Source organism: Saccharopolyspora erythraea NRRL 2338, assembly GCF_000062885.1.
GTDB classification, from domain to species: domain Bacteria; phylum Actinomycetota; class Actinomycetes; order Mycobacteriales; family Pseudonocardiaceae; genus Saccharopolyspora_D; species Saccharopolyspora_D erythraea.
Genome location: NC_009142.1, coordinates 6,662,824 through 6,680,014, shown reverse-complemented (window position 1 = coordinate 6,680,014; position 17,191 = coordinate 6,662,824). Strand labels below are relative to the sequence as shown.

Annotated in this window: 16 protein-coding genes; 4 read left to right on the top strand and 12 right to left on the bottom strand. The window is 73.5% G+C overall.

The features are described 5' to 3' along the window. Window positions 1-17: 17 nt before the first annotated feature. A complete protein-coding gene (locus SACE_RS28545) occupies window positions 18-644 on the top strand; it encodes a precorrin-8X methylmutase (protein ID WP_029621431.1) in 627 nt (208 codons plus the stop codon). After that, window positions 641-2,176: a precorrin-2 C(20)-methyltransferase gene (locus tag SACE_RS28540; RefSeq protein WP_009943739.1), complete on the top strand. Its 1,536-nt coding sequence runs from the start codon at window positions 641-643 to the stop codon at window positions 2,174-2,176. Before SACE_RS28545 ends, SACE_RS28540 begins: the two co-directional genes overlap by 4 nt. On the opposite strand, the gene SACE_RS28535 is transcribed toward SACE_RS28540, so the two are convergent. After that, a complete protein-coding gene (locus SACE_RS28535) occupies window positions 2,164-2,937 on the bottom strand; it encodes a cobalt-precorrin-6A reductase (protein ID WP_011874896.1) in 774 nt (257 codons plus the stop codon). The two genes, SACE_RS28540 and SACE_RS28535, sit on opposite strands and share 13 nt — an antisense overlap. A 50-nt stretch (window positions 2,938-2,987) precedes the next feature. Here SACE_RS28535 and SACE_RS28530 point away from each other — a divergent pair, with 50 nt between their 5' ends. Beyond that, on the top strand, window positions 2,988-4,091 hold the full coding sequence (locus SACE_RS28530; protein ID WP_009943743.1) for a cobalt-precorrin-5B (C(1))-methyltransferase: 1,104 nt from the start codon (window positions 2,988-2,990) through the stop codon (window positions 4,089-4,091). Between the two features lie 237 nt (window positions 4,092-4,328). Here SACE_RS28530 and SACE_RS28525 read toward each other — a convergent pair whose 3' ends face one another. The 11 genes from SACE_RS28525 to SACE_RS28470 form a co-directional block, all read right to left on the bottom strand. Beyond that, entirely contained in the window at window positions 4,329-4,766 is a 438-nt protein-coding gene (locus SACE_RS28525) for a DUF4440 domain-containing protein (protein WP_009943744.1), read from the bottom strand. Window positions 4,767-4,844: 78 nt separating this feature from the next. After that, complete coding sequence (locus SACE_RS28520; protein WP_009943745.1) at window positions 4,845-5,510, bottom strand: sulfotransferase family protein; 666 nt, start codon at window positions 5,508-5,510, stop codon at window positions 4,845-4,847. 27 nt (window positions 5,511-5,537) lie between these two features. After that, on the bottom strand, window positions 5,538-6,686 hold the full coding sequence (locus tag SACE_RS28515; protein ID WP_009943746.1) for a beta-ketoacyl synthase N-terminal-like domain-containing protein: 1,149 nt from the start codon (window positions 6,684-6,686) through the stop codon (window positions 5,538-5,540). Window positions 6,687-6,811: 125 nt separating this feature from the next. Continuing rightward, entirely contained in the window at window positions 6,812-7,555 is a 744-nt protein-coding gene (gene cobM / locus SACE_RS28510; RefSeq protein WP_009943747.1) for a precorrin-4 C(11)-methyltransferase, read from the bottom strand. Beyond that, on the bottom strand, window positions 7,552-8,838 hold the full coding sequence (locus SACE_RS28505; RefSeq protein ID WP_009943748.1) for a bifunctional cobalt-precorrin-7 (C(5))-methyltransferase/cobalt-precorrin-6B (C(15))-methyltransferase: 1,287 nt from the start codon (window positions 8,836-8,838) through the stop codon (window positions 7,552-7,554). Before SACE_RS28505 ends, cobM begins: the two co-directional genes overlap by 4 nt. A 29-nt stretch (window positions 8,839-8,867) precedes the next feature. Continuing rightward, window positions 8,868-9,281, bottom strand: coding sequence for a pyridoxamine 5'-phosphate oxidase family protein (locus tag SACE_RS28500; RefSeq protein ID WP_009943750.1), 414 nt, complete (start codon window positions 9,279-9,281; stop codon window positions 8,868-8,870). A 210-nt stretch (window positions 9,282-9,491) separates the two neighbouring features. Beyond that, window positions 9,492-10,982 (bottom strand): DEAD/DEAH box helicase, encoded by a 1,491-nt coding sequence (locus tag SACE_RS28495; protein WP_011874894.1) that lies wholly within the window; start codon window positions 10,980-10,982, stop codon window positions 9,492-9,494. 387 nt (window positions 10,983-11,369) lie between these two features. Then, on the bottom strand, window positions 11,370-12,332 hold the full coding sequence (locus tag SACE_RS28490; protein ID WP_011874893.1) for a serine protein kinase RIO: 963 nt from the start codon (window positions 12,330-12,332) through the stop codon (window positions 11,370-11,372). 313 nt (window positions 12,333-12,645) lie between these two features. Continuing rightward, window positions 12,646-13,389 carry a peroxide stress protein YaaA gene (yaaA, locus tag SACE_RS28480; RefSeq protein WP_009943754.1) on the bottom strand — a complete coding sequence of 248 codons (744 nt, stop codon included), beginning with the start codon at window positions 13,387-13,389 and terminating at the stop codon, window positions 12,646-12,648. Between the two features lie 24 nt (window positions 13,390-13,413). Next, complete coding sequence (locus SACE_RS28475) at window positions 13,414-14,715, bottom strand: cytochrome P450 (protein WP_009943755.1); 1,302 nt, start codon at window positions 14,713-14,715, stop codon at window positions 13,414-13,416. Between the two features lie 229 nt (window positions 14,716-14,944). Further along, entirely contained in the window at window positions 14,945-15,295 is a 351-nt protein-coding gene (locus SACE_RS28470; RefSeq protein ID WP_009943758.1) for a VOC family protein, read from the bottom strand. Between the two features lie 103 nt (window positions 15,296-15,398). Between SACE_RS28470 and SACE_RS28465 the strand changes: the two genes are divergently transcribed. Beyond that, the gene (locus SACE_RS28465; RefSeq protein WP_009943760.1) at window positions 15,399-17,144 is read left to right on the top strand and encodes a proline--tRNA ligase; all 1,746 of its coding nucleotides are present in this window, start codon (window positions 15,399-15,401) and stop codon (window positions 17,142-17,144) included. Window positions 17,145-17,191: the final 47 nt, after the last annotated feature.

Sequence of the window (17,191 nt, the reverse complement as noted above, 5' to 3'; positions counted from 1 at the left end):
CCGCGCGCTACCGCGGGGTGCCCGACTACGTCCGGGAGGGCGCGGAGATCTACCGGCGGTCCTTCGCCACCATCCGCGCCGAGGCAGATCTCGGCGGGTTGCCGCCGGAGGTCGCCGGGGTGGCGGTGCGCATGATCCACGCCTGCGGCATGGTCGACCTGGTCGACGACCTGGCCTGGTCGCCGAACGCGGTCACCGGTGCGCGGGCCGCGTTGCGGGCCGGTGCGCCGGTGTTCTGCGACGCGGCGATGGTGGCGGCCGGGGTGACGCGGCGACGGCTGCCGGCCGACAACGCGATCATCTGCACGCTGGGCGACGAACGCGTGCCGGAGCTGGCCCGCGAGCTGGGCACCACCCGCAGCGCGGCGGCCATGGAGCTCTGGCGCGACGACCTGGAGGGCTCGGTCGTGGCGATCGGCAACGCCCCGACGGCGCTGTTCCGGCTGCTGGAGATGATCGAGGAGGGCGCGCCCAGGCCCGCCGCGGTGCTCGGGCTGCCGGTCGGGTTCGTCGGCGCGGTGGAGTCCAAGCAGGCGCTCGTCGACCACCCCAGCGGCTTGGAGCACCTGGTCGTGCACGGCCGCCGGGGCGGCAGCGCCATGGCGGTGGCCGCCATCAACGCGATCGCGAGCGAGGAAGAGTGAGCAGCGGGAACGTCGTGGAGCACAAGGGCACCCTCTACGGGGTCGGGCTCGGTCCCGGCGACCCGGAGCTGGTGACGGTCAAGGCCGCCCGGCTCATCGAGAGCGCCGAGGTGGTCGCCTACCACTGCGCCCGGCACGGCCGCAGCATCGCGCGGTCGGTCGCCGAGCCGTACCTGCGGCCCGGCCAGGTCGAGGAGCGGCTGGTCTACCCGGTCACCACCGAGACCACCGACCATCCCGGCGGCTACCAGGGCGCGATCGACGAGTTCTACGAGCGCGCCGCCGAGCGCCTGGCCGAGCACCTCGACGCCGGCCGCGACGTCGTCCTGCTCGCCGAGGGTGATCCGCTGTTCTACGGCTCCTACATGCACATGCACAAGCGGCTCGCCGGCCGGTTCGAGGCCCACGTGGTGCCCGGGGTGACCTCGGTCAGCGGGGCGTCGGCGGTGCTGGGCAGCCCGCTGGCCGAGCGCGACGAGGTGCTCACGGTGCTGCCGGGCACGCTGGAGCCCGAGGTGCTGGCCGAGCGGCTGGCGAGCACCGACGCGGCCGCGGTGCTCAAGCTGGGCCGCACCTTCGACGGCGTCCGGGAGGCGCTGGAGAAGGCCGGACGCCTGGACCAGGCCTGGTACGTCGAGCGGGCGACCACCGAGAAGCAGCGCGTCGAGCCGTTGGCCGAGGTCGACCCGGACAGCGTGCCGTACTTCTCGCTCGCCCTGCTGCCGAGCCCGGTCAACGCCGGCGGTCCGTTCCGCACGGCCCGCCCGGCATCCGAATCCCAGGGTCGGAACCAGGGCGAGGTGGTCGTGGTCGGTCTCGGTCCGGCGGGCCGGGAGTGGACCACGCCGGAGGCGCTGGCCGCCGTGGCCGAGGCCGACGACCTGGTCGGATACGGCCCGTACCTGGCGCGGCTGCCCGACAACCCGCGCCAGCTCAAGCACGCCTCGGACAACCGCGTCGAGGCCGAGCGCGCCGAGTTCGCGCTGGAACTCGCCCGCCGCGGCTCCCGGGTGGCGGTGGTGTCCTCCGGCGACCCGGGGGTGTTCGCGATGGCCAGCGCGGTGCTGGAGGTCGCGGCGGAGAAGGGCGATGTGCCGGTGCGGGTGCTGCCGGGGCTGACCGCCGCGCAGGCGGTGGCCAGCCGGGTCGGGGCGCCGCTCGGCCACGACTTCTGCGTGCTGTCGCTGTCGGACCGGCTCAAGCCGTGGGAGGTGATCGTCGACCGGCTGCGCGCGGTGGCCGCCGCCGACCTGGTGATCGCCGTCTACAACCCGGCATCGCGCAGCCGCACCTGGCAGGTCGGCGCCGCGCGGGACGTGCTGCTGGAGCACCGCTCGCCCGACACCCCGGTGGTCATCGGCCGCGACGTGGGCGGCCCGCAGGAGAGCGTCCGGGTGGTGCGCCTGGCCGACCTCGACCAGTCCGATGTGGACATGCGTTGCCTGCTGCTCGTCGGTTCGTCGACGACGCGGATCGCGCCCGGTGTCGACGGCCGCGACGTGGTGTTCACCCCGCGCCGCTACCCGGCGTGAGGGTGCTCCTCGGCGGGATCACGCGTTCCCAGCACGGATTCCAGCCAGCGCACGGCGTCGTCCACGGTGTCCGCCGTGGGCGCCGTGGGCGGCTCCGGGCGCCGAACCACGACCACCGGCAGCCCGAGCTCGCGGGCGGCGGTGAGTTTCGCGGCGGTCATGGTCCCGCCGCTGTCCTTGGTGACCACCACGTCGATGCGGTGCTCGCGCAGCAGGGCGAGTTCGTCCTCCACCGCGAACGGACCGCGGGCGAGCAGCGTCGTCGTGTGCGCGGGCAGCGGCGGTTCGGGCGGGTCGACGGTGCGCACCAGGAACCACAGGTCGAGCGCGGCGAAGTGGGACAGGCCCTGGCGGCCGGTGGTGAGGAAGACCCGGTTGCCCAGGCCGGGCAGCAGCGCCGCGGCCTCGGGCAGCGACGCGACGTGGTGCCAGTCGTCGCCGGGGCCGGGCTGCCAGCCGGGACGGCGCAGCAGCAGGACCGGCACTCCGGTGCGCCCGGCGGCTTCGACGGCGTTGGCGGTGATCCCGCCGGCGAACGGATGGGTGGCGTCGACGACGGCCTCGACCTGCTCGCGGCGGAGCCAGTCGGCAAGGCCGTCCGGGCCCCCGAAACCGCCGACGCGGACCTCTCCCACCGGCGTCCGCGGCTCGCGGACCCGTCCGGCGAGGGAGTAGGTCACGTGCAGGCGGCTGTCGGCCGCCAGGCGTTCGGCGAGCCCCCGCGCCTCACCGGTCCCGCCGAGGACGAGCACCCGTCTCATCCGGCACCCTCCGTTTCCGCTCCGCACCGCACACGGGGCATTCTCCGGGTATGAGCGGGCGCACCGAAGGATCGGGTCTCCGGTACGGCTGGACCACCGGGGCCTGCGCGACGGCGTCCACCGCCGCCGCCTACACCGCGCTGCTCACCGGCGGCTTCCCCGACCCGGTCGAGATCGTGCTGCCCAAGGGCCACCGGCCCGCGTTCGCCCTGGCCAGGGAACGGCTGGGGGAGGACTCCGCCACCGCCGGGATCGTCAAGGACGCCGGGGACGACCCGGACGTCACGCACGGTGCGCTGGTTTCGGTGACGGTCCGCCACGCCGAACCCGGCGAGGGTGTGGTGTTCCGCGCCGGACCGGGCGTGGGCACGATCACCAAGCCCGGGTTGCCGCTGCCGGTCGGCGAACCGGCGATCAACCCCGTACCGCGCAGGCTCATCGCCGACGCCGTCGCTCGCGTGGCCGCCGAGCACGGCGGCACCGGGGACGTGGTGGTCGAGGTCTCGGTCGACGACGGCGAGGAGATCGCCCGGCACACCTGGAACCCGCGGCTGGGCATCCTCGGCGGCCTGTCGATCCTTGGCACCACGGGCGTCGTCGTGCCGTACTCGTGCTCGGCGTGGATCGACAGCATCCGCCGCGGTGTCGACGTCGCCCGCGCCGAAGGGCTCCGGCACGTCGCGGGCTGCACCGGCAGCACCTCGGAACGGGTCGTCACCGAGCTCTACGGGCTGCACGACGAAGCACTGCTCGACATGGGCGACTTCGCAGGTGCGGTGCTGAAGTACCTGCGCCGCCACCCGGTCCCGCGGCTCACCGTGGCCGGGGGCATCGGCAAGATCTCCAAGCTCGCCAACGGCCACCTGGACCTGCACTCGAAGCGCTCGCAGGTCGACTTCGCGGTGCTGGAGCGGATCGTGCGCGACGCGGGCGCCGACGACGAGCTGGCCGCCGGGGTGCGCTCGGCCAACACCGCGCTGGAGGCGCTCCAGCTCTGCCAGGCCGCGGACCTGCCGCTGGGCGACCTGGTCGCGGTGCGGGCGCGCGAGGTGTGCCTGGAGACGCTGCGCGGTGCCCCGGTCGAGGTCGACGTCGTCGTCATCGACCGGGGCGGCACCGTCGTCGGGCGGACCGACCCCCTCGGGCCCGTCTGAGTGCCTGTTGTACTCACCTTGCGTGGCGGTGTGGGTGGCGGAGCCTCAGGAGTCCTCTGACTCCGGGATCTTTTTCTCACGTATCCAGCCATACGCCGCGAAAAAGCCGTCCTCGCCAGAGAACGCCTGCCAACCCGCGGCGGTGCCGGTTGCGGGGGCGGGCCAAGCGGCTACGCCGCTTCGAGGATGGAAAACCAAGCCAATCCCGCGCGCGGCGGCCTGAGCCGACGAGCCCGCTCAGGCCGCGCCGAAGGACCCCGAGACCATCGTCTGGAACGCCCACCGGTCGCCGGTGCGCACCAGGAGGTCGCCGTAGCGGACGGCATGGGTCTGTCCGTCCACCGTGAACGTCGCGTCAGTGACGACGAAGACGAGGTTCTCGTCGACGAACACCGGCGTGCGGTGCGACTGCATCTCGATCCCGTCCTGCCCGGCGCCCTGCTCGCGCATCCGGCGGACGAACTCCTCGCGCGTCCAGGACTTCGCGGGTCCGCCGCCGTCGTCGCTGTCGGAGACGACGTTGACCGGGAACACCGCCATGTCCGCCATGCGTTCGACCTCGCCCGCCGCGGCGTTCGCGTCGTACTCGGCGAACCACGCGAGGACGCCGTCGACCTGCTCCTCGGTCGGCACGAAGCCCGCCGCCGCGGACGGGTACTGCTGGGTGTTGGCCATGGGAATCCTCTCGTCGTGGACCTGCGGCCCGTATGTCGTACGACGTACGGTACGCGTTACAGGACCACTGCGCCCGGCCTACAGCGGTGAGGGCACCGCGCCCTGGCTGCGGATGCGCCGCATCAGCTCCGGCATCGACGCGGTGTCGTTGACGTGCGGAAACACTGCGTCCGGGACGTCGACGCCGAGGAAGTCGCACAGCGGCTGCCACCCCTGGCTGACGCGGAAGACCAGCAGCCGGTCGGCGGGCACGTACCGCCGAACCTCGGCGTTGTGCCGGTGGAAGACCTCGATCGCGTGGTCGCGGTCGGCGAACCGGCCGTCGAACTCGCCGTCCCAGATCAGCTTGTGCAGCACCGGCCGGAACCGGGCCGCCACCGCGTCGACCTCGTCGCCCTGCGCGGGGGGCTCGCTGTTGGCGAGGCTGTAGATGGTGTTGTAGGTGCTCTCGTACCAGCGGTCGGCATCCCGGTCGGTCAGGATGACCTTCGCCTCCGGGTGGGCGTCCACCAGCTCGCGCCAGTACGAGGTACCCGGCCAGTCCACAGTGGAGGAGTAGCCCGCGAAGACCTGGTCCCACGGCACGGTTTCGCCGTCGGCCAGGCGGATCCAGTCGTCCATGAGCTCGGGCTTGGCCAGCAGTTCGTACATGTGGAAGCACGGTCCGAAGCCGAGGTGCTCCAGGGCGACCTTCAGCGACGTGGTGCCGGTGCGGCCGAAGCCCGCGCCGATGACGTTGAGCATGCGAGTCCTTCCTGCGGTCGAAGGGTTTCAGGCGGCGGACAGCGCGAGGACGGCGTTGTAGCCGCCCATGCCGAGCGCCGACTTCACGGTCACGCCGGGTTGCATGGCGGTGTGGCCGGTGAGCAGCTGGGGATGCGAGGTGGCCACCGGCGCGGGGGCGGGGATCAGCGCGTGTTCGGCGCTCAGCGCGTGGATGGCGACCTCCAGCGCGGCGGAGGCGGCCTGGCAGTGGCCGGTGAGCTGCTTGGTCGAGTAGATGCCGGTGCCGCGCGGGAAGAAGTGTTCGAGCGCGGCCGCTTCGGCGTCGTCGCACTGCGGCGTGCCGGGGCCGTGCGCGTAGAGGTAGCCGACCTCGGCCGGGTCGACCCGGGCGTCTTCGAGCGCGTCGCGGAAGCAGCGCATGACCTGCTCGCGGCCGGGGTCGATGGAGATGACGTGGTGGGCGTCCTGGCTCATCGCGCCGCCGAGCACCCGCGTGTACGCGGTGCCGGTGCGCGAGAGCACGAGCCCCACCGCCGCCTCGCCCATGACGAAGCCGCGGGTGCCGGTCTGGAACGGGCGGCAGGCGTCCAGCGGTTCCAGGTCGGAGACCGCCGCGCCGATGTCGTTCCAGTGCGCCACGTGCGACGGTGTCGCCGACACGTCGGCGGCCACGACCACGACGTCGTCGGCGAGCCCGCCTTCGAGCCACATCCGGGCGGTGAGCAGCGCCGCCGCGCCGGAGGCGCACATCGCGCAGACGTGCATCGCCGGTCCGTGGAAGCCGTGGCGCTGGATGAAGTTCGACACCGGCGTGGAGGGCATCAGGCCGAGGTAGTCGCGCTTGCGCCACGGCCGCTGACGGCTCTCGAAGGCTTCCCGCTGGTCGACCTCGCCGAGCACCGCGGCGTGGATGACGCCGACGCGCGGACCGGGCTGCCAGCCGCGCCGCCTGGCGTCGGCGACGGCCTCGTCGGCCGCGCTGTGCAGGGCCGCGGCGAAGCGGCTTCCCGCCTCCGGCCCCGGGCTTTCGGGCACCCGGACGACCCAGGCCGCCTGGTCGCCGTCGTGTCCGAACCCGTGGTGCAGCGCCGCCGCGGGCTTGCCGCTGAGCAGTCCCTCCCAGAGCCGTCGCGTGCCGTGGCCGTAGCCGGTGACGGCGCCGACGCCGCAGATTCCGGGCGCAGTGGCAGACATCGTGGCTTCCTCCCTCGCCGGGTGGGGAATCAGGCCGGAAGCCTAGAAGCCGTCGTCACCCGATCGGCCGTCGTGGCGACAAATCGCCGCAAGGGATTTCCGGCGCCTCGATGTCCACAGAGGACTTAGTCGCGGCACCTCGCCGCCGAGTAGAGGTGGCTGTCGGGGAACTCCGACGCGGTCAGCACCTTCCCAACCACGACGACGGCGGTGCGCACGATGCCCGCGGCGCGCACGCGCTCGGCGATGTCGGAAAGCGTGCCGCGCAGCACCACCTCGTCGGCGCGGCTGGCGGCGGCCACCACCGCCACCGGGCAGTCCGGGCCGTAGTTCGGCACCAGCTCCTCGACGAGCTCCTCGATCCGGTTCACCGCAAGGTGCAGCACCATCGTCGAGCCGCTCCGGCCAAGCGTGGCGAGGTCCTCGCCCTCGGGCATCGGCGTCGCCCGCGCCGACGTGCGGGTGAGCACCACGGTCTGGCCCACGCCCGGCACCGTGAACTCCCGCTTGAGCGCGGCCGCCGCGGCGGCGAAGGCCGGCACGCCGGGCACGACGTCGTAGGGGACGCCGGCGGCGTCGAGGCGCCGCATCTGCTCGGCGACCGCGCTGAAGACCGAGGGGTCGCCGGAGTGCAGCCGCGCCACGTCGAGCCCGGCCTCGTGGGCGGCCAGCATCTCGGCGAGGATCTCGTCCAGGGTCAGCTTCGCGGTGTCGACCAGCCTGGCGTCCGCGGGGCAGTGCTCCAGCAGCTCGGCGGGCACCAGGCTCCCCGCGTACAGGCAGACCGGCGAGGACGCGATCACGTCGCGGCCCCGCACGGTGATCAGGTCGGCCGCACCGGGGCCCGCTCCAACGAAACGCACCGTCATCGCTGTTCCTCCGTCGTCGGTCGCTGTCCGCAAGCGCCTTCCCGGTCTGGGGGCCGGTCCTGCGCGGGCTTGCGCACCGCCCACTGGGTGACCCGCATCGACGGGCGCCAGCCGGTGAACCCGCCTACCGGGGAGGCGTGGTCCACCGAGATCCGCACCAGCTCACCGCCGAGCGCGCCGTAGCGGTCGGCCACCAGCACCTCCGACTCCATCGTCACCGCGTTGACCACCAGCCTCCCGCCGGGCGCGAGCGCGTCCCAGCAGGTTTCCAGCACACCCGGTGCGGTGGCGCCGCCACCCACGAAGATCGCGTCGGGCGTCTCCAGCCCGGCCAGCGCGCGCGGTGCGGCTCCGGTGACGACCCGCAGGCCCGGGACGCCGAGCGCGGTCGCGTTCCTGGCGATCCGCGCCGCCCGGTCCTCGCGGTGCTCGACGGCGATGGCCCGGTTGGCCGGATCGCCGCGCATCCACTCGATCGCGATGCTACCGGCGCCGGCACCCACGTCCCACAGCAGTTGGCCGGGCGCCGGGGCGAGCCGCGCGAGCGTGCTCGCGCGCACGTCGCGCTTGGTGAGCTGGCCGTCGTGCTCGAAGGCGTCGTCGGGCAGCCCGGGAACGCGGGGCAGGTGCGCGGCCGACGGCTCCGCCCGGCACCGCACCGCGACCACGTTGAGCGCACCGGTGCCGGGCCGGTCCCACGTCGCCGCGCTGCCGCTGATCCGCTCCTCGCGCTCGCCGCCGAGGTCCGCCAGCACCGTCAGCTCGCTCGCGCCGTAGCCGCGAGCCGTGAGCAGCGCGGCCACGGCGGCCGGGGTGGCGCCGTCGGCGCTGAGCACCAGCACGCGGTTGTCCGGCTGCACGGCGGGGTGCAGCAGCTCGACGGGCCTGCCGACCAGGCTGACCACCGCCGTCTCCTGCACCGGCCAGCCCATCCGGGCGCAGGCCAGCGACAGCGACGACGGGTGCGGGAGGACGCGCAGCCGGTCCGGGCCGAGCAGGCGCACCAGCGTGGCACCGATGCCGTAGAACATCGGGTCGCCGCTGGCCAGCACGCAGATCGAGCGCCCGGCGTGCTCGGCGAGCAGCCCCGGCAGCGCGGGCAGCAGCGGCGACGGCCACGCCACCCGCCTGCCGGCAGGCTCGGGCACCAGGTCGAGTTGCCGCGAGCTGCCGAACAGGACCTCCGCCGAGGCCACCGCGCGCCGGGCCCGGGGCGCGAGCCCCTCCCACCCGTCGGCGCCGATGCCCACGACGTCGACGAACTCCGGCATGTCCAGGTCCACAGTCACCACACCACCTCAGCACGCCGCCGTCAGAGGTTGCCCAGGACCTTGGTCACCGAGATCTCGATCACTACCCGGCGCGGGTTCGGCCGCGGTGTCTTGTAGCGCTGCTCGTAGCGGCGTTCGGCGTCGGCGACCGACTCCGGGTCGTCGCGCACGACGGCGCGGCCCTCCAGGGTGGACCAGCGGCGCCCGTCGACCTGGCAGACCGCGACCCGGGCGCCTTCCGGTCCCGCGGCCCGCACCTGGCGGACCTTGTGCGAGGTGCCGGAGGAGATGACCCGCGCGGTCGCCGTGCCCGCGTCCAGCGTCACGCCGACCGGCACGACGTGCGGAGTGCCGTCCTGGCGCACGGTCGTCAGCGTGCACAGGTGCCGTTCCCGCCAGAACTCCAGGAACGCGTCGCTGACGTTGTCCAAAGTGGACTTCGCGGCCACCGGCATCCTCCTCTTCCCCGGGCGTTCCGCGCCGGTGTGATCCATCCCATGAGCCGACGGGCCGGCAAGGGCGCGCTTGGTTCGACTGTGGAACCTACCTCCGGCGCGCGCGACCCCGAACGAGACGATCGCCACCCGCGGCGCGCTCGCGGGGCTGACGCGAAGCGGGCCCCTTCCGGTGGAAGGGGCCCGCTGCGTGTGGGATCGGTCCGGGAATCAGCTCGCCGACTGGCGGGACCGCCCCGGACGCTGCTGGCGGGAGCCGCCGCGGCGTCCACCGCCCCAGTCGCCGCGTCCGCGCTGGTCGCCGCGCCCGGTGCGCTCACCGCTCCAGTCGCCGCGTCCGCGCTCGCCCTGGGGCCTGCGCTCGCCACGTCCGCGCTGCTCACCGCGTCCACCGGAGTTGCGGGCCCCACCGCGCTCGCCCCGCTCGCCGCCACGCGGCGCGCCCGAGCGCGAGCCACGGCCGCCGCGCGGCGACTCGCCCCGCTTCGGCTCGGTCACCGCGATACCGCTGGGTTCGCGGGCGCCGGTCAGCCGCGCCAGCTCCTCGTCGGCCGGGGCCACCTTCGTCGCGGTCGCCTCGACGCCGGCCTTGGCCGTCATGGCGCGGAACGCCCGCTTCTGGTCGTCGGTGACCAACGTCACCACGGTGCCGGTGGCCCCGGCGCGGGCGGTGCGGCCCGCGCGGTGCAGGTAGTCCTTCGGGTCGGCGGGCGGCTCGACGTGGACCACGAGGCTGACGTCGTCGACGTGGATGCCGCGGGCCGCGACGTTGGTGGCGACCAGCGTCGTGGTCCCGCCCTGGCGGAACTCCTCCAGGATGCGCGAGCGTGCGTTCTGCGCCTTGCCGCCGTGCAGCGCACCGGCGCGCACACCGGCGGCGCGCAGCTTGCGGGTCAGCCGGTCGGCGTGGTGCTTGGTGCGCACGAACATGATCGTGCGGCCCTCGCGGGCGCCGATGCGGGCCAGCACGTCCTGCTTCTGCTCGGCCGTGACCAGCAGCTGGTGGTGGTCCATGCTGTCCACGCTGGCCGCCGGGGGCGCCAGCGAGTGCACCACCGGGTCGGTCATGTACTCGTGCACCAGCTTGTCGACGTCGCCGTCGAGGGTTGCCGAGAACAGCAGCCGCTGGCCGTCGGCGGGCACCAGGTCGAGCAGTTCCCGCACCTGCGGCAGGAAGCCCATGTCGGCCATCTGGTCGGCCTCGTCCAGCGCGGTGCGCTCGACCTCGGAGAGCACGCAGGTGCCCTGCCGCACGTGGTCGGAGAGCCGGCCGGGGGTCGCCACGAGCACGTCGACACCGCGGCGCAGGGTGTCGGCCTGCCTGCTGAACGACATGCCGCCGACGACCTCGCGCACGTACAGGCCCAGCGCCTTGGCCAGCGGCTTGAGCGAGTCGGTGACCTGGGTCGCCAGCTCGCGGGTCGGCACCAGGACCAGCCCGCGCGGGTGCAGCGGCCGCGCGCTGGAGCCCTGCATCGCCAGCAGCGGCAGGCCGAAGGCCAGCGTCTTGCCGGAGCCGGTCTGGCCGCGGCCGAGCACGTCGCGACCGCCGAGCGCGTCCGGGATGGTGGCGGCCTGGATCGGGAACGCCTCGGTCATCCCGAGGTCGCCCAGCGCCCGCACCAGCCGCTCGGGCAGGCCGAGCGAGTCGAACGGGGCCGGGTCGACGGCGGTGACGCCGACTTGGTCGAACAGGCTCATCGCCGGCGCGGCGGCCGGTGCGTTCGAGCGCGGCCTGCGGCGCTTGGGCCTGCGGCTGCCGCGCGCGGACGTGGACGGCGAGCTGGGTGGCACGAAAGAACCTCCGCGGGAAATGGCACGTCTCGGGGAGGACTCGCGGTGACCGCGTGCGATCGCAAGGACGGGCCCGGCGCGACGAAGGCGCCGTTGGTCGGGTTTCGGATGCACCGGGGAAAAATCCGGGTCGCGAGGAGAGCGGGAGGTCGTCCCGAGTGGACCCGGCCGGTGCGGCACCCGAGTCTAACCGATCGGGGTGACACCGGCCGGGACGCCTCAGTGGTTGTCTTCGAACTCACCTTGCGCAGCAGCGCCGGCGGCTGCGCCGCTTCAAAGGCCGGAGACAGTCGCTCAAGCCATCCGGGCCGCTTCGGCCAGGGCGGTGCACAGTTCGTCCGGATCGACCTGGTCCCCTGGCGCGCCGCGATCCCGGAACCAACCGGTGATGTTGTCGACGTCACGCCGCAGGTAGGTCGCGCCCAGCGGGTTGGCCGCCAGGTCCACCGCCTGCGGGAGGTCGATGAGCACCAACCTGCCCGCGCCGCCGGATTCCGGCTCCACCAGGACGTTGTAGGCCGACAGGTCGCCGTGGGTGTAGCCCTGCTCGGCCAGCGCGAGCAGCGCGTCGACGAGCTGGTGCCACAGGTCGGTGAGCTGCTCGCGGTCCGGGCGCAGCGACGCGAGCCTGGGCGCGGCCTCGCCCCGCGGGGTGCCGACGAACTCCAGCAGCACCTCGGTGCCGACGCGCTGCACCGGGTACGGTACCGGCGCTCCGGCGTTCCACAGCGCCGACAACACGCGGAACTCCGCCACCGCCCACTGCTCGGCGATCAGCCCGCGGCCGAGCGCGCTGCGGCGCGCCATCGCGCGGTTCTCCCGCGTACGGCGCATCCGGCGGCCTTCCAGGTAACCCGCGTCGCGGTGGAACATGCGGTGGTCGCTGTGGCGGTAGCGCTTGGCCGCCAGCAGGCAGGACTTCTCGCCGCGGGACTTCTCGGCGCTCGGCATCCCGCCGCCGGGCAGAGACCGGCGCAGCAGGTGGACGTCGGCTTCCTTGCCGGTCTTGAGGATTCCGAGCTCGTGGTCCACCGCGGCGAGCTCGGTCACGACCCACCCCGGGCGCGGGAGCGGACCGCGTTCGCCGGTGTCCCATGTGGACCATCGGTCCGCGTCGCCGGGCAGCGGCCGGGGTTCCGGCTCCTCGCGCAGCGCGGCGAGCCGTTCGCGCTCCTCCTCGGTCAGCCGGCCTCGGCGGGCCTGCTCCTCGTCGAACCTCTTGCGCTGCTTGGTCCGGATCTTCGACATGCGCGGCATGTCGTCGTGCTCGTTTTCGTCGAATGCGTATTGCGCACGCACTGCGTGGTGCTCCTCGCTGGCGGTCCCGCGCCCGGAGCACCGCGGTTCAGCGCGGCGGGGCGGCAGGAGGTCGGTTCCGGGTGCGGCTGGGCGCGGCTGTCGGTAGCTGCCCCGCGCGGGCTTCCGTCGCGGTCGTGTCCACGGTGACCTCCTCCCTGGTGCGGTCGATGCGCGTTCGTCGGTCGGCTCGATCTGAGTACGTCCGGCGGCAAGTCAAGCCGCCTCCGGCCTGCGCCGCAACCGGTTTTTCCCGAACGCCGCCGTGCGAAGCTCAGGCGCTGACCACGACGCAGAGTTCGCGCTCGGCTTCCCGCTCGACGCGCAGATCGGCGGCCTCGGCGACGGCCAGCAGGTCGTCGACGTCGGCGGGCTCCGTCGGTGCCTGCGCGAGCGCGCGGGCAAGCTTGCCCTTGTGCGCCTTGTTGTGGTGGCTGACGACCTTGCGCTTGCCGCCGGGGTCCTCCGACAGCACCCGCACCTTCACCGCGTGCGGCACCCGCGCGAGCGTCGCGTAGGCGCCGGAGCGCAGGTCAACCACCAGGTCGTCGACGTCGGCGAGCAGCGGTTCCAGCACCGGACGCCACATGCTGCGCAGCGGGGGCAGTCCGGGCAGCGAGCTGCCTCCGGAGAGCCGGTACGCGGGAATCGCGTCGGTGCCGCGCGCCAGCCCGAACAGCGCCGAGGCCACCGCCAGCCGCGAGTCGGCCTGCTTGCGCTCGGCCGCCGACAGCGAGCCGACGTCCAGCGCGTCGTAGAGCACGCCGGTGTAGCGCTCGAGTGCGGGCACGGTGGGGGATTGCAGCAGCTCGGCGTTGCGCTGCACCTCCTCGGACTGCCGCTGCGACAGTCCGAGCGCGTCCAGGCTGGCGGGCACGTCGCCGGCCAGCGCGCGCAGCGCGTCGATCAGCTCCCGCCGCGCCGGGTTGAGCTCCGGGTGCGAGAGCGCGTCGAGGTCCAGCGGTCCACCGTCACCGCCGACGGCCTTGGTCTCGGAAGGGGGAAGCAGGACGAGCACAGCGCGCCAGGGTAGCGGCCCGGCTCAGCGGCGGCCTCCGGCCGTCGCCTTCGACGCCGCGACCGGCAGCGCGGACAGGCCGTGGATCACCGACGTCGGCCGCCGCACCAGCGCCCCGGACCTGCGCAGCTCCGGCACCCGCGTGGCCAGGCAGCGGAAGGCGATCTCGGACTCCAGCCGCGCCAGCGGCGCCCCGAGGCAGTAGTGGATGCCGCTGGAGAACGCCAGGTGGTCGCCCCGGGTACCGCGGGTGATGTCGAAGCGGTCCGGCGCGAAGTGCACCGCCGGGTCCCGCCCCGCCGCGCCGAGCATCGGCAGCACCGCGGAGTTGCGGGGCAGCAGCCGGCCCGCGACCTCGACCGGTTCGTGGGCGACGCGCATCGTGGTCTGCACCGGCGGATCCCAGCGCAATGTCTCCTCGACCACCCCTACGGCCTGATCCGGGTCGTCGCACAGCAGCCGCCACTGGTCGGGGCGCTCCAGCAGCGCCAGCACGCCGTTGCCGATCAGGTTGACGGTGGTCTCGAACCCCGCCACCAGCAGCAGGTCGCACATCTGCACCAGCTCGGTGCTGTCGAGCCTGTCCTGGTCCAGCGCGGTGACCAGGTCGCTGACGATGTCCTCACCCGGCTGGCGCCTGCGCTGCTCGATCAGGTCGCCGAACAGCTCGTTGAGCTCCAGCGTGGAGGCGCGCATCCGGCGCAGGTGCCGGATCGAGCGGATGCCGTCGAGCGCGCCGGACAGCGCCGCGCCGTGCACCGCGAGCCGCTCGGCGCCCAGCTCCGGCAGCCCCAGCAGCTCGCAGATCACGCGGATCGGCAGCGGTGTGGCGAAGTCGCGGATCAGGTCGAACTCGCCCTTGGCCAGCGCGCGGTCGAGCAGCTCGTGGGCGGTGTCCTCGATGCGCTGCCGGTAGTTCTCCAGCTTGCGCGGCCGGAAAGCCGGCGCGGCGAGCTTGCGCAGCCGGGTGTGGTCGGGAGGGTCGAGTTCGAGCAGCGAGAGCTGGAGCCCGACCGCCGCGGCAGTCGGGTCGCCGTAGGAGCCGTCGCTGGTGCGCACGCCGAACCGGCGGTCGCGCAGCACCGCGTCGCACACCTCGTAGGTGCTGGCCGCCCAGACGCCGAGCCTGCTGCGCACCAGCGGACCCCTGGCGCGCAGCTGCCGGTAGATCGGGTACGGGTCGCGCCGCCACGGCGAGTGCAGCAGCCGGGCCACCGGGTCGCCGAGCCGGGCGATCGACCACGTGACCGCGCCGTGCAGCACCAGCCGCATCCCCAGGTTCAGCTCCGCCAGCGAGCCGGTCTCGGCGGGTTCGGCGGTGGTCATCGGCGGCCTCCCTGGAGTGCGATCTCCCTTTCGAGGAGACCGCAGAACAGGTGGAAGCGGCAAGGGTCCGATCGGCTCAGTCCGCGCCGGGCACGGCGGTGACCGTCGCGCCGGTGGCCTCGGCCGCCCGGCGCCGGTGGCCGTGCCCGTGGCAGGCCGGGTCGTGGCCGCCGCGCGGACCGGCCATCCCCGGGCCGCGCGGACGCGGCCACCCCCGGGCCGACGGCGTTCACTCGTGGATGCCCACGCAGAACTCGTTGCCCTCGGGGTCGGCCAGCACCCTCCACCTGATCCCCGGCGCCTCGTAACCGCCGAGCTCCCGCGCGCCCAGCTCCACCAGCCTGCGCACCTCGGCCGCCGGATTGTCGGTGCTCAGGTCGATGTGCACGCGGTTCTTGCCGGTGCGCGGCTCCGGTACCCGCTGGAGCCCCAGCGCGGGGCCGTTGCCGGAATTCGGCGAGAGCATCATGAACTCGCCCGCGTCGAACGCGACGGTCATGTCCAGGGCCCGCGTCCAGAACTCCGCGAGCCCCTGCGGGTCCGCGCAGTCGAAGGTGACCATGACTATGTCGAGCTTCATGCGGCAATGCTGGACCCGGGCACCGACAGCCGACCGAAATGAGCTGGACCGGGCTCGCTACCCTGCGGAGATAACCACCACGCCGTCTGAGGAGCGAGCAGCCGTGATCACGAGGATGTCGACGTTGTTCCTGCGTACCCTGCGCGAGGATCCGGCCGACGCCGAGGTGCCGAGCCACCGGCTGCTGGTCCGCGCCGGTTACGTCCGCCGGATCGGGCCGGGTATCTACTCGTGGCTGCCGCTGGGCCTGCGAGTGCTGCGCAACATCGAGGAGATCGTCCGCCAGGAGATGGACGCCATCGGCGCGCAGGAGATCCACTTCCCCGCGCTGCTGCCGAAGGAGCCCTACGAGGCGACCAACCGCTGGACCGAGTACGGCCCGAACCTCTTCCGGCTCAAGGACCGCAAGGGCGGCGACTACCTGCTCGGGCCCACCCACGAGGAGCTGTTCACGCTCACGGTCAAGGGCGAGTACAGCTCCTACAAGGACTACCCGGTCATCCTCTACCAGATCCAGACCAAGTACCGGGACGAGGAGCGCCCGCGCGCGGGCATCCTGCGCGGCCGGGAGTTCGTGATGAAGGACTCCTACTCCTTCGACCTCGACGACGAGGGGCTGACGAACTCCTACCGGCTGCACCGCGACGCCTACATCCGGATCTTCGACCGCGTCGGCCTGCGCTACGTGATCGTCGCGGCGACCTCCGGGGCGATGGGCGGCTCGGCGTCGGAGGAGTTCCTGGCCGAGGCGCCTACCGGTGAGGACACCTTCGTCCGCAGCACCTCCTCGGGCTTCGCCGCCAACGTCGAGGCCGTGGTGACCCCGGTGCCCGAGCCGGAGCCGATCGAGGACAAGCCCGCCGCGCAGGTCCACCACACCCCCGACACCCCGACCATCGAGACGCTGGTCGACTTCCTCAACGCCCACGGCGACCGCAAGTTCACCGCCGCCGACACCCTGAAGAACGTGCTGGTCAAGACCCGGCAGCCGGGTGCACGGGAGTGGGAGCTGCTGGCCGTGGCGGTGCCCGGCGACCGCGAGGTCGACCTCAAGCGGCTGGAGGCGTCGCTGGAGCCCGCCGAGGTGGCGCTGCTGGAGGAGTCGGACTTCGCGGCCAATCCCTTCCTGGTCAAGGGCTACATCGGGCCGAAGGCGCTGCAGGACAACGGGATCCGCTACCTGGTCGACCCGCGCGTGGTGACCGGCACGGCGTGGGTGACCGGCGCGGACAAGCCCGACCACCACGTCGTGGACCTGGTCGTCGGCCGCGACTTCACCCCGGACGGCACCATCGAGGCCGCCGAGGTCCGCGAGGGCGACCCCTCGCCGGACGGTGAGGGCACCCTGGTCGCCGCGCGGGGCATCGAGATCGGCCACATCTTCCAGCTCGGCCGCAAGTACGCCGACGCGTTCTCGCTGGACGCGCTCGGCCAGGACGGCAAGCCCAAGCGCATCACCATGGGCTCCTACGGTGTCGGCGTCTCCCGGATGGTCGCGGCGATCGCCGAGCAGAGCCACGACGAGCTCGGCCTGGTGTGGCCGCGCGAGGTGGCGCCCGCCGACGTGCACGTGGTCATCGCGGGCAAGGACGAGTCGGTCCGCGAGGGCGCGGAGCGGCTGGCGGCCGACCTCGACGCCGCGGGCGTGCGCGTGCTGCTGGACGACCGCAACGCCTCGCCGGGCGTGAAGTTCGCCGACGCCGAGCTGGTCGGCGTGCCGACGATCCTGGTCGTCGGCAAGGGCCTGGCCAAGGGCGTCGTGGAGGTCAAGGACCGCCGCAGCGGCGACCGCGAGGAGGTCCCCGTCGACGGCGCGGTGGAGCACCTGGTGAGCACCATCCGCGCGTAGCGCGGGTTCGGGTCCGGTCCGCGGGCTGCCGGTCGCGCACCGGCAGC

Bases quoted from the DNA above. Each gene is read 5' to 3' on its own strand.
- SACE_RS28500 (WP_009943750.1), bottom strand. From the start codon at position 9,281: ATGCCGGTGGCCGCGAAGTCCACTTTGGACAACGTCAGCGACGCGTTC.
- SACE_RS28530 (WP_009943743.1), top strand. From the start codon at position 2,988: ATGAGCGGGCGCACCGAAGGATCGGGTCTCCGGTACGGCTGGACCACC.
- SACE_RS28515 (WP_009943746.1), bottom strand. From the start codon at position 6,686: ATGTCTGCCACTGCGCCCGGAATCTGCGGCGTCGGCGCCGTCACCGGC.
- SACE_RS28475 (WP_009943755.1), bottom strand. From the start codon at position 14,715: ATGACCACCGCCGAACCCGCCGAGACCGGCTCGCTGGCGGAGCTGAAC.
- SACE_RS28520 (WP_009943745.1), bottom strand. From the start codon at position 5,510: ATGCTCAACGTCATCGGCGCGGGCTTCGGCCGCACCGGCACCACGTCG.
- SACE_RS28470 (WP_009943758.1), bottom strand. From the start codon at position 15,295: ATGAAGCTCGACATAGTCATGGTCACCTTCGACTGCGCGGACCCGCAG.
- cobM (WP_009943747.1), bottom strand. From the start codon at position 7,555: ATGACGGTGCGTTTCGTTGGAGCGGGCCCCGGTGCGGCCGACCTGATC.
- SACE_RS28490 (WP_011874893.1), bottom strand. From the start codon at position 12,332: ATGCCGCGCATGTCGAAGATCCGGACCAAGCAGCGCAAGAGGTTCGAC.
- SACE_RS28525 (WP_009943744.1), bottom strand. From the start codon at position 4,766: ATGGCCAACACCCAGCAGTACCCGTCCGCGGCGGCGGGCTTCGTGCCG.
- SACE_RS28495 (WP_011874894.1), bottom strand. From the start codon at position 10,982: ATGAGCCTGTTCGACCAAGTCGGCGTCACCGCCGTCGACCCGGCCCCG.
- SACE_RS28535 (WP_011874896.1), bottom strand. From the start codon at position 2,937: ATGAGACGGGTGCTCGTCCTCGGCGGGACCGGTGAGGCGCGGGGGCTC.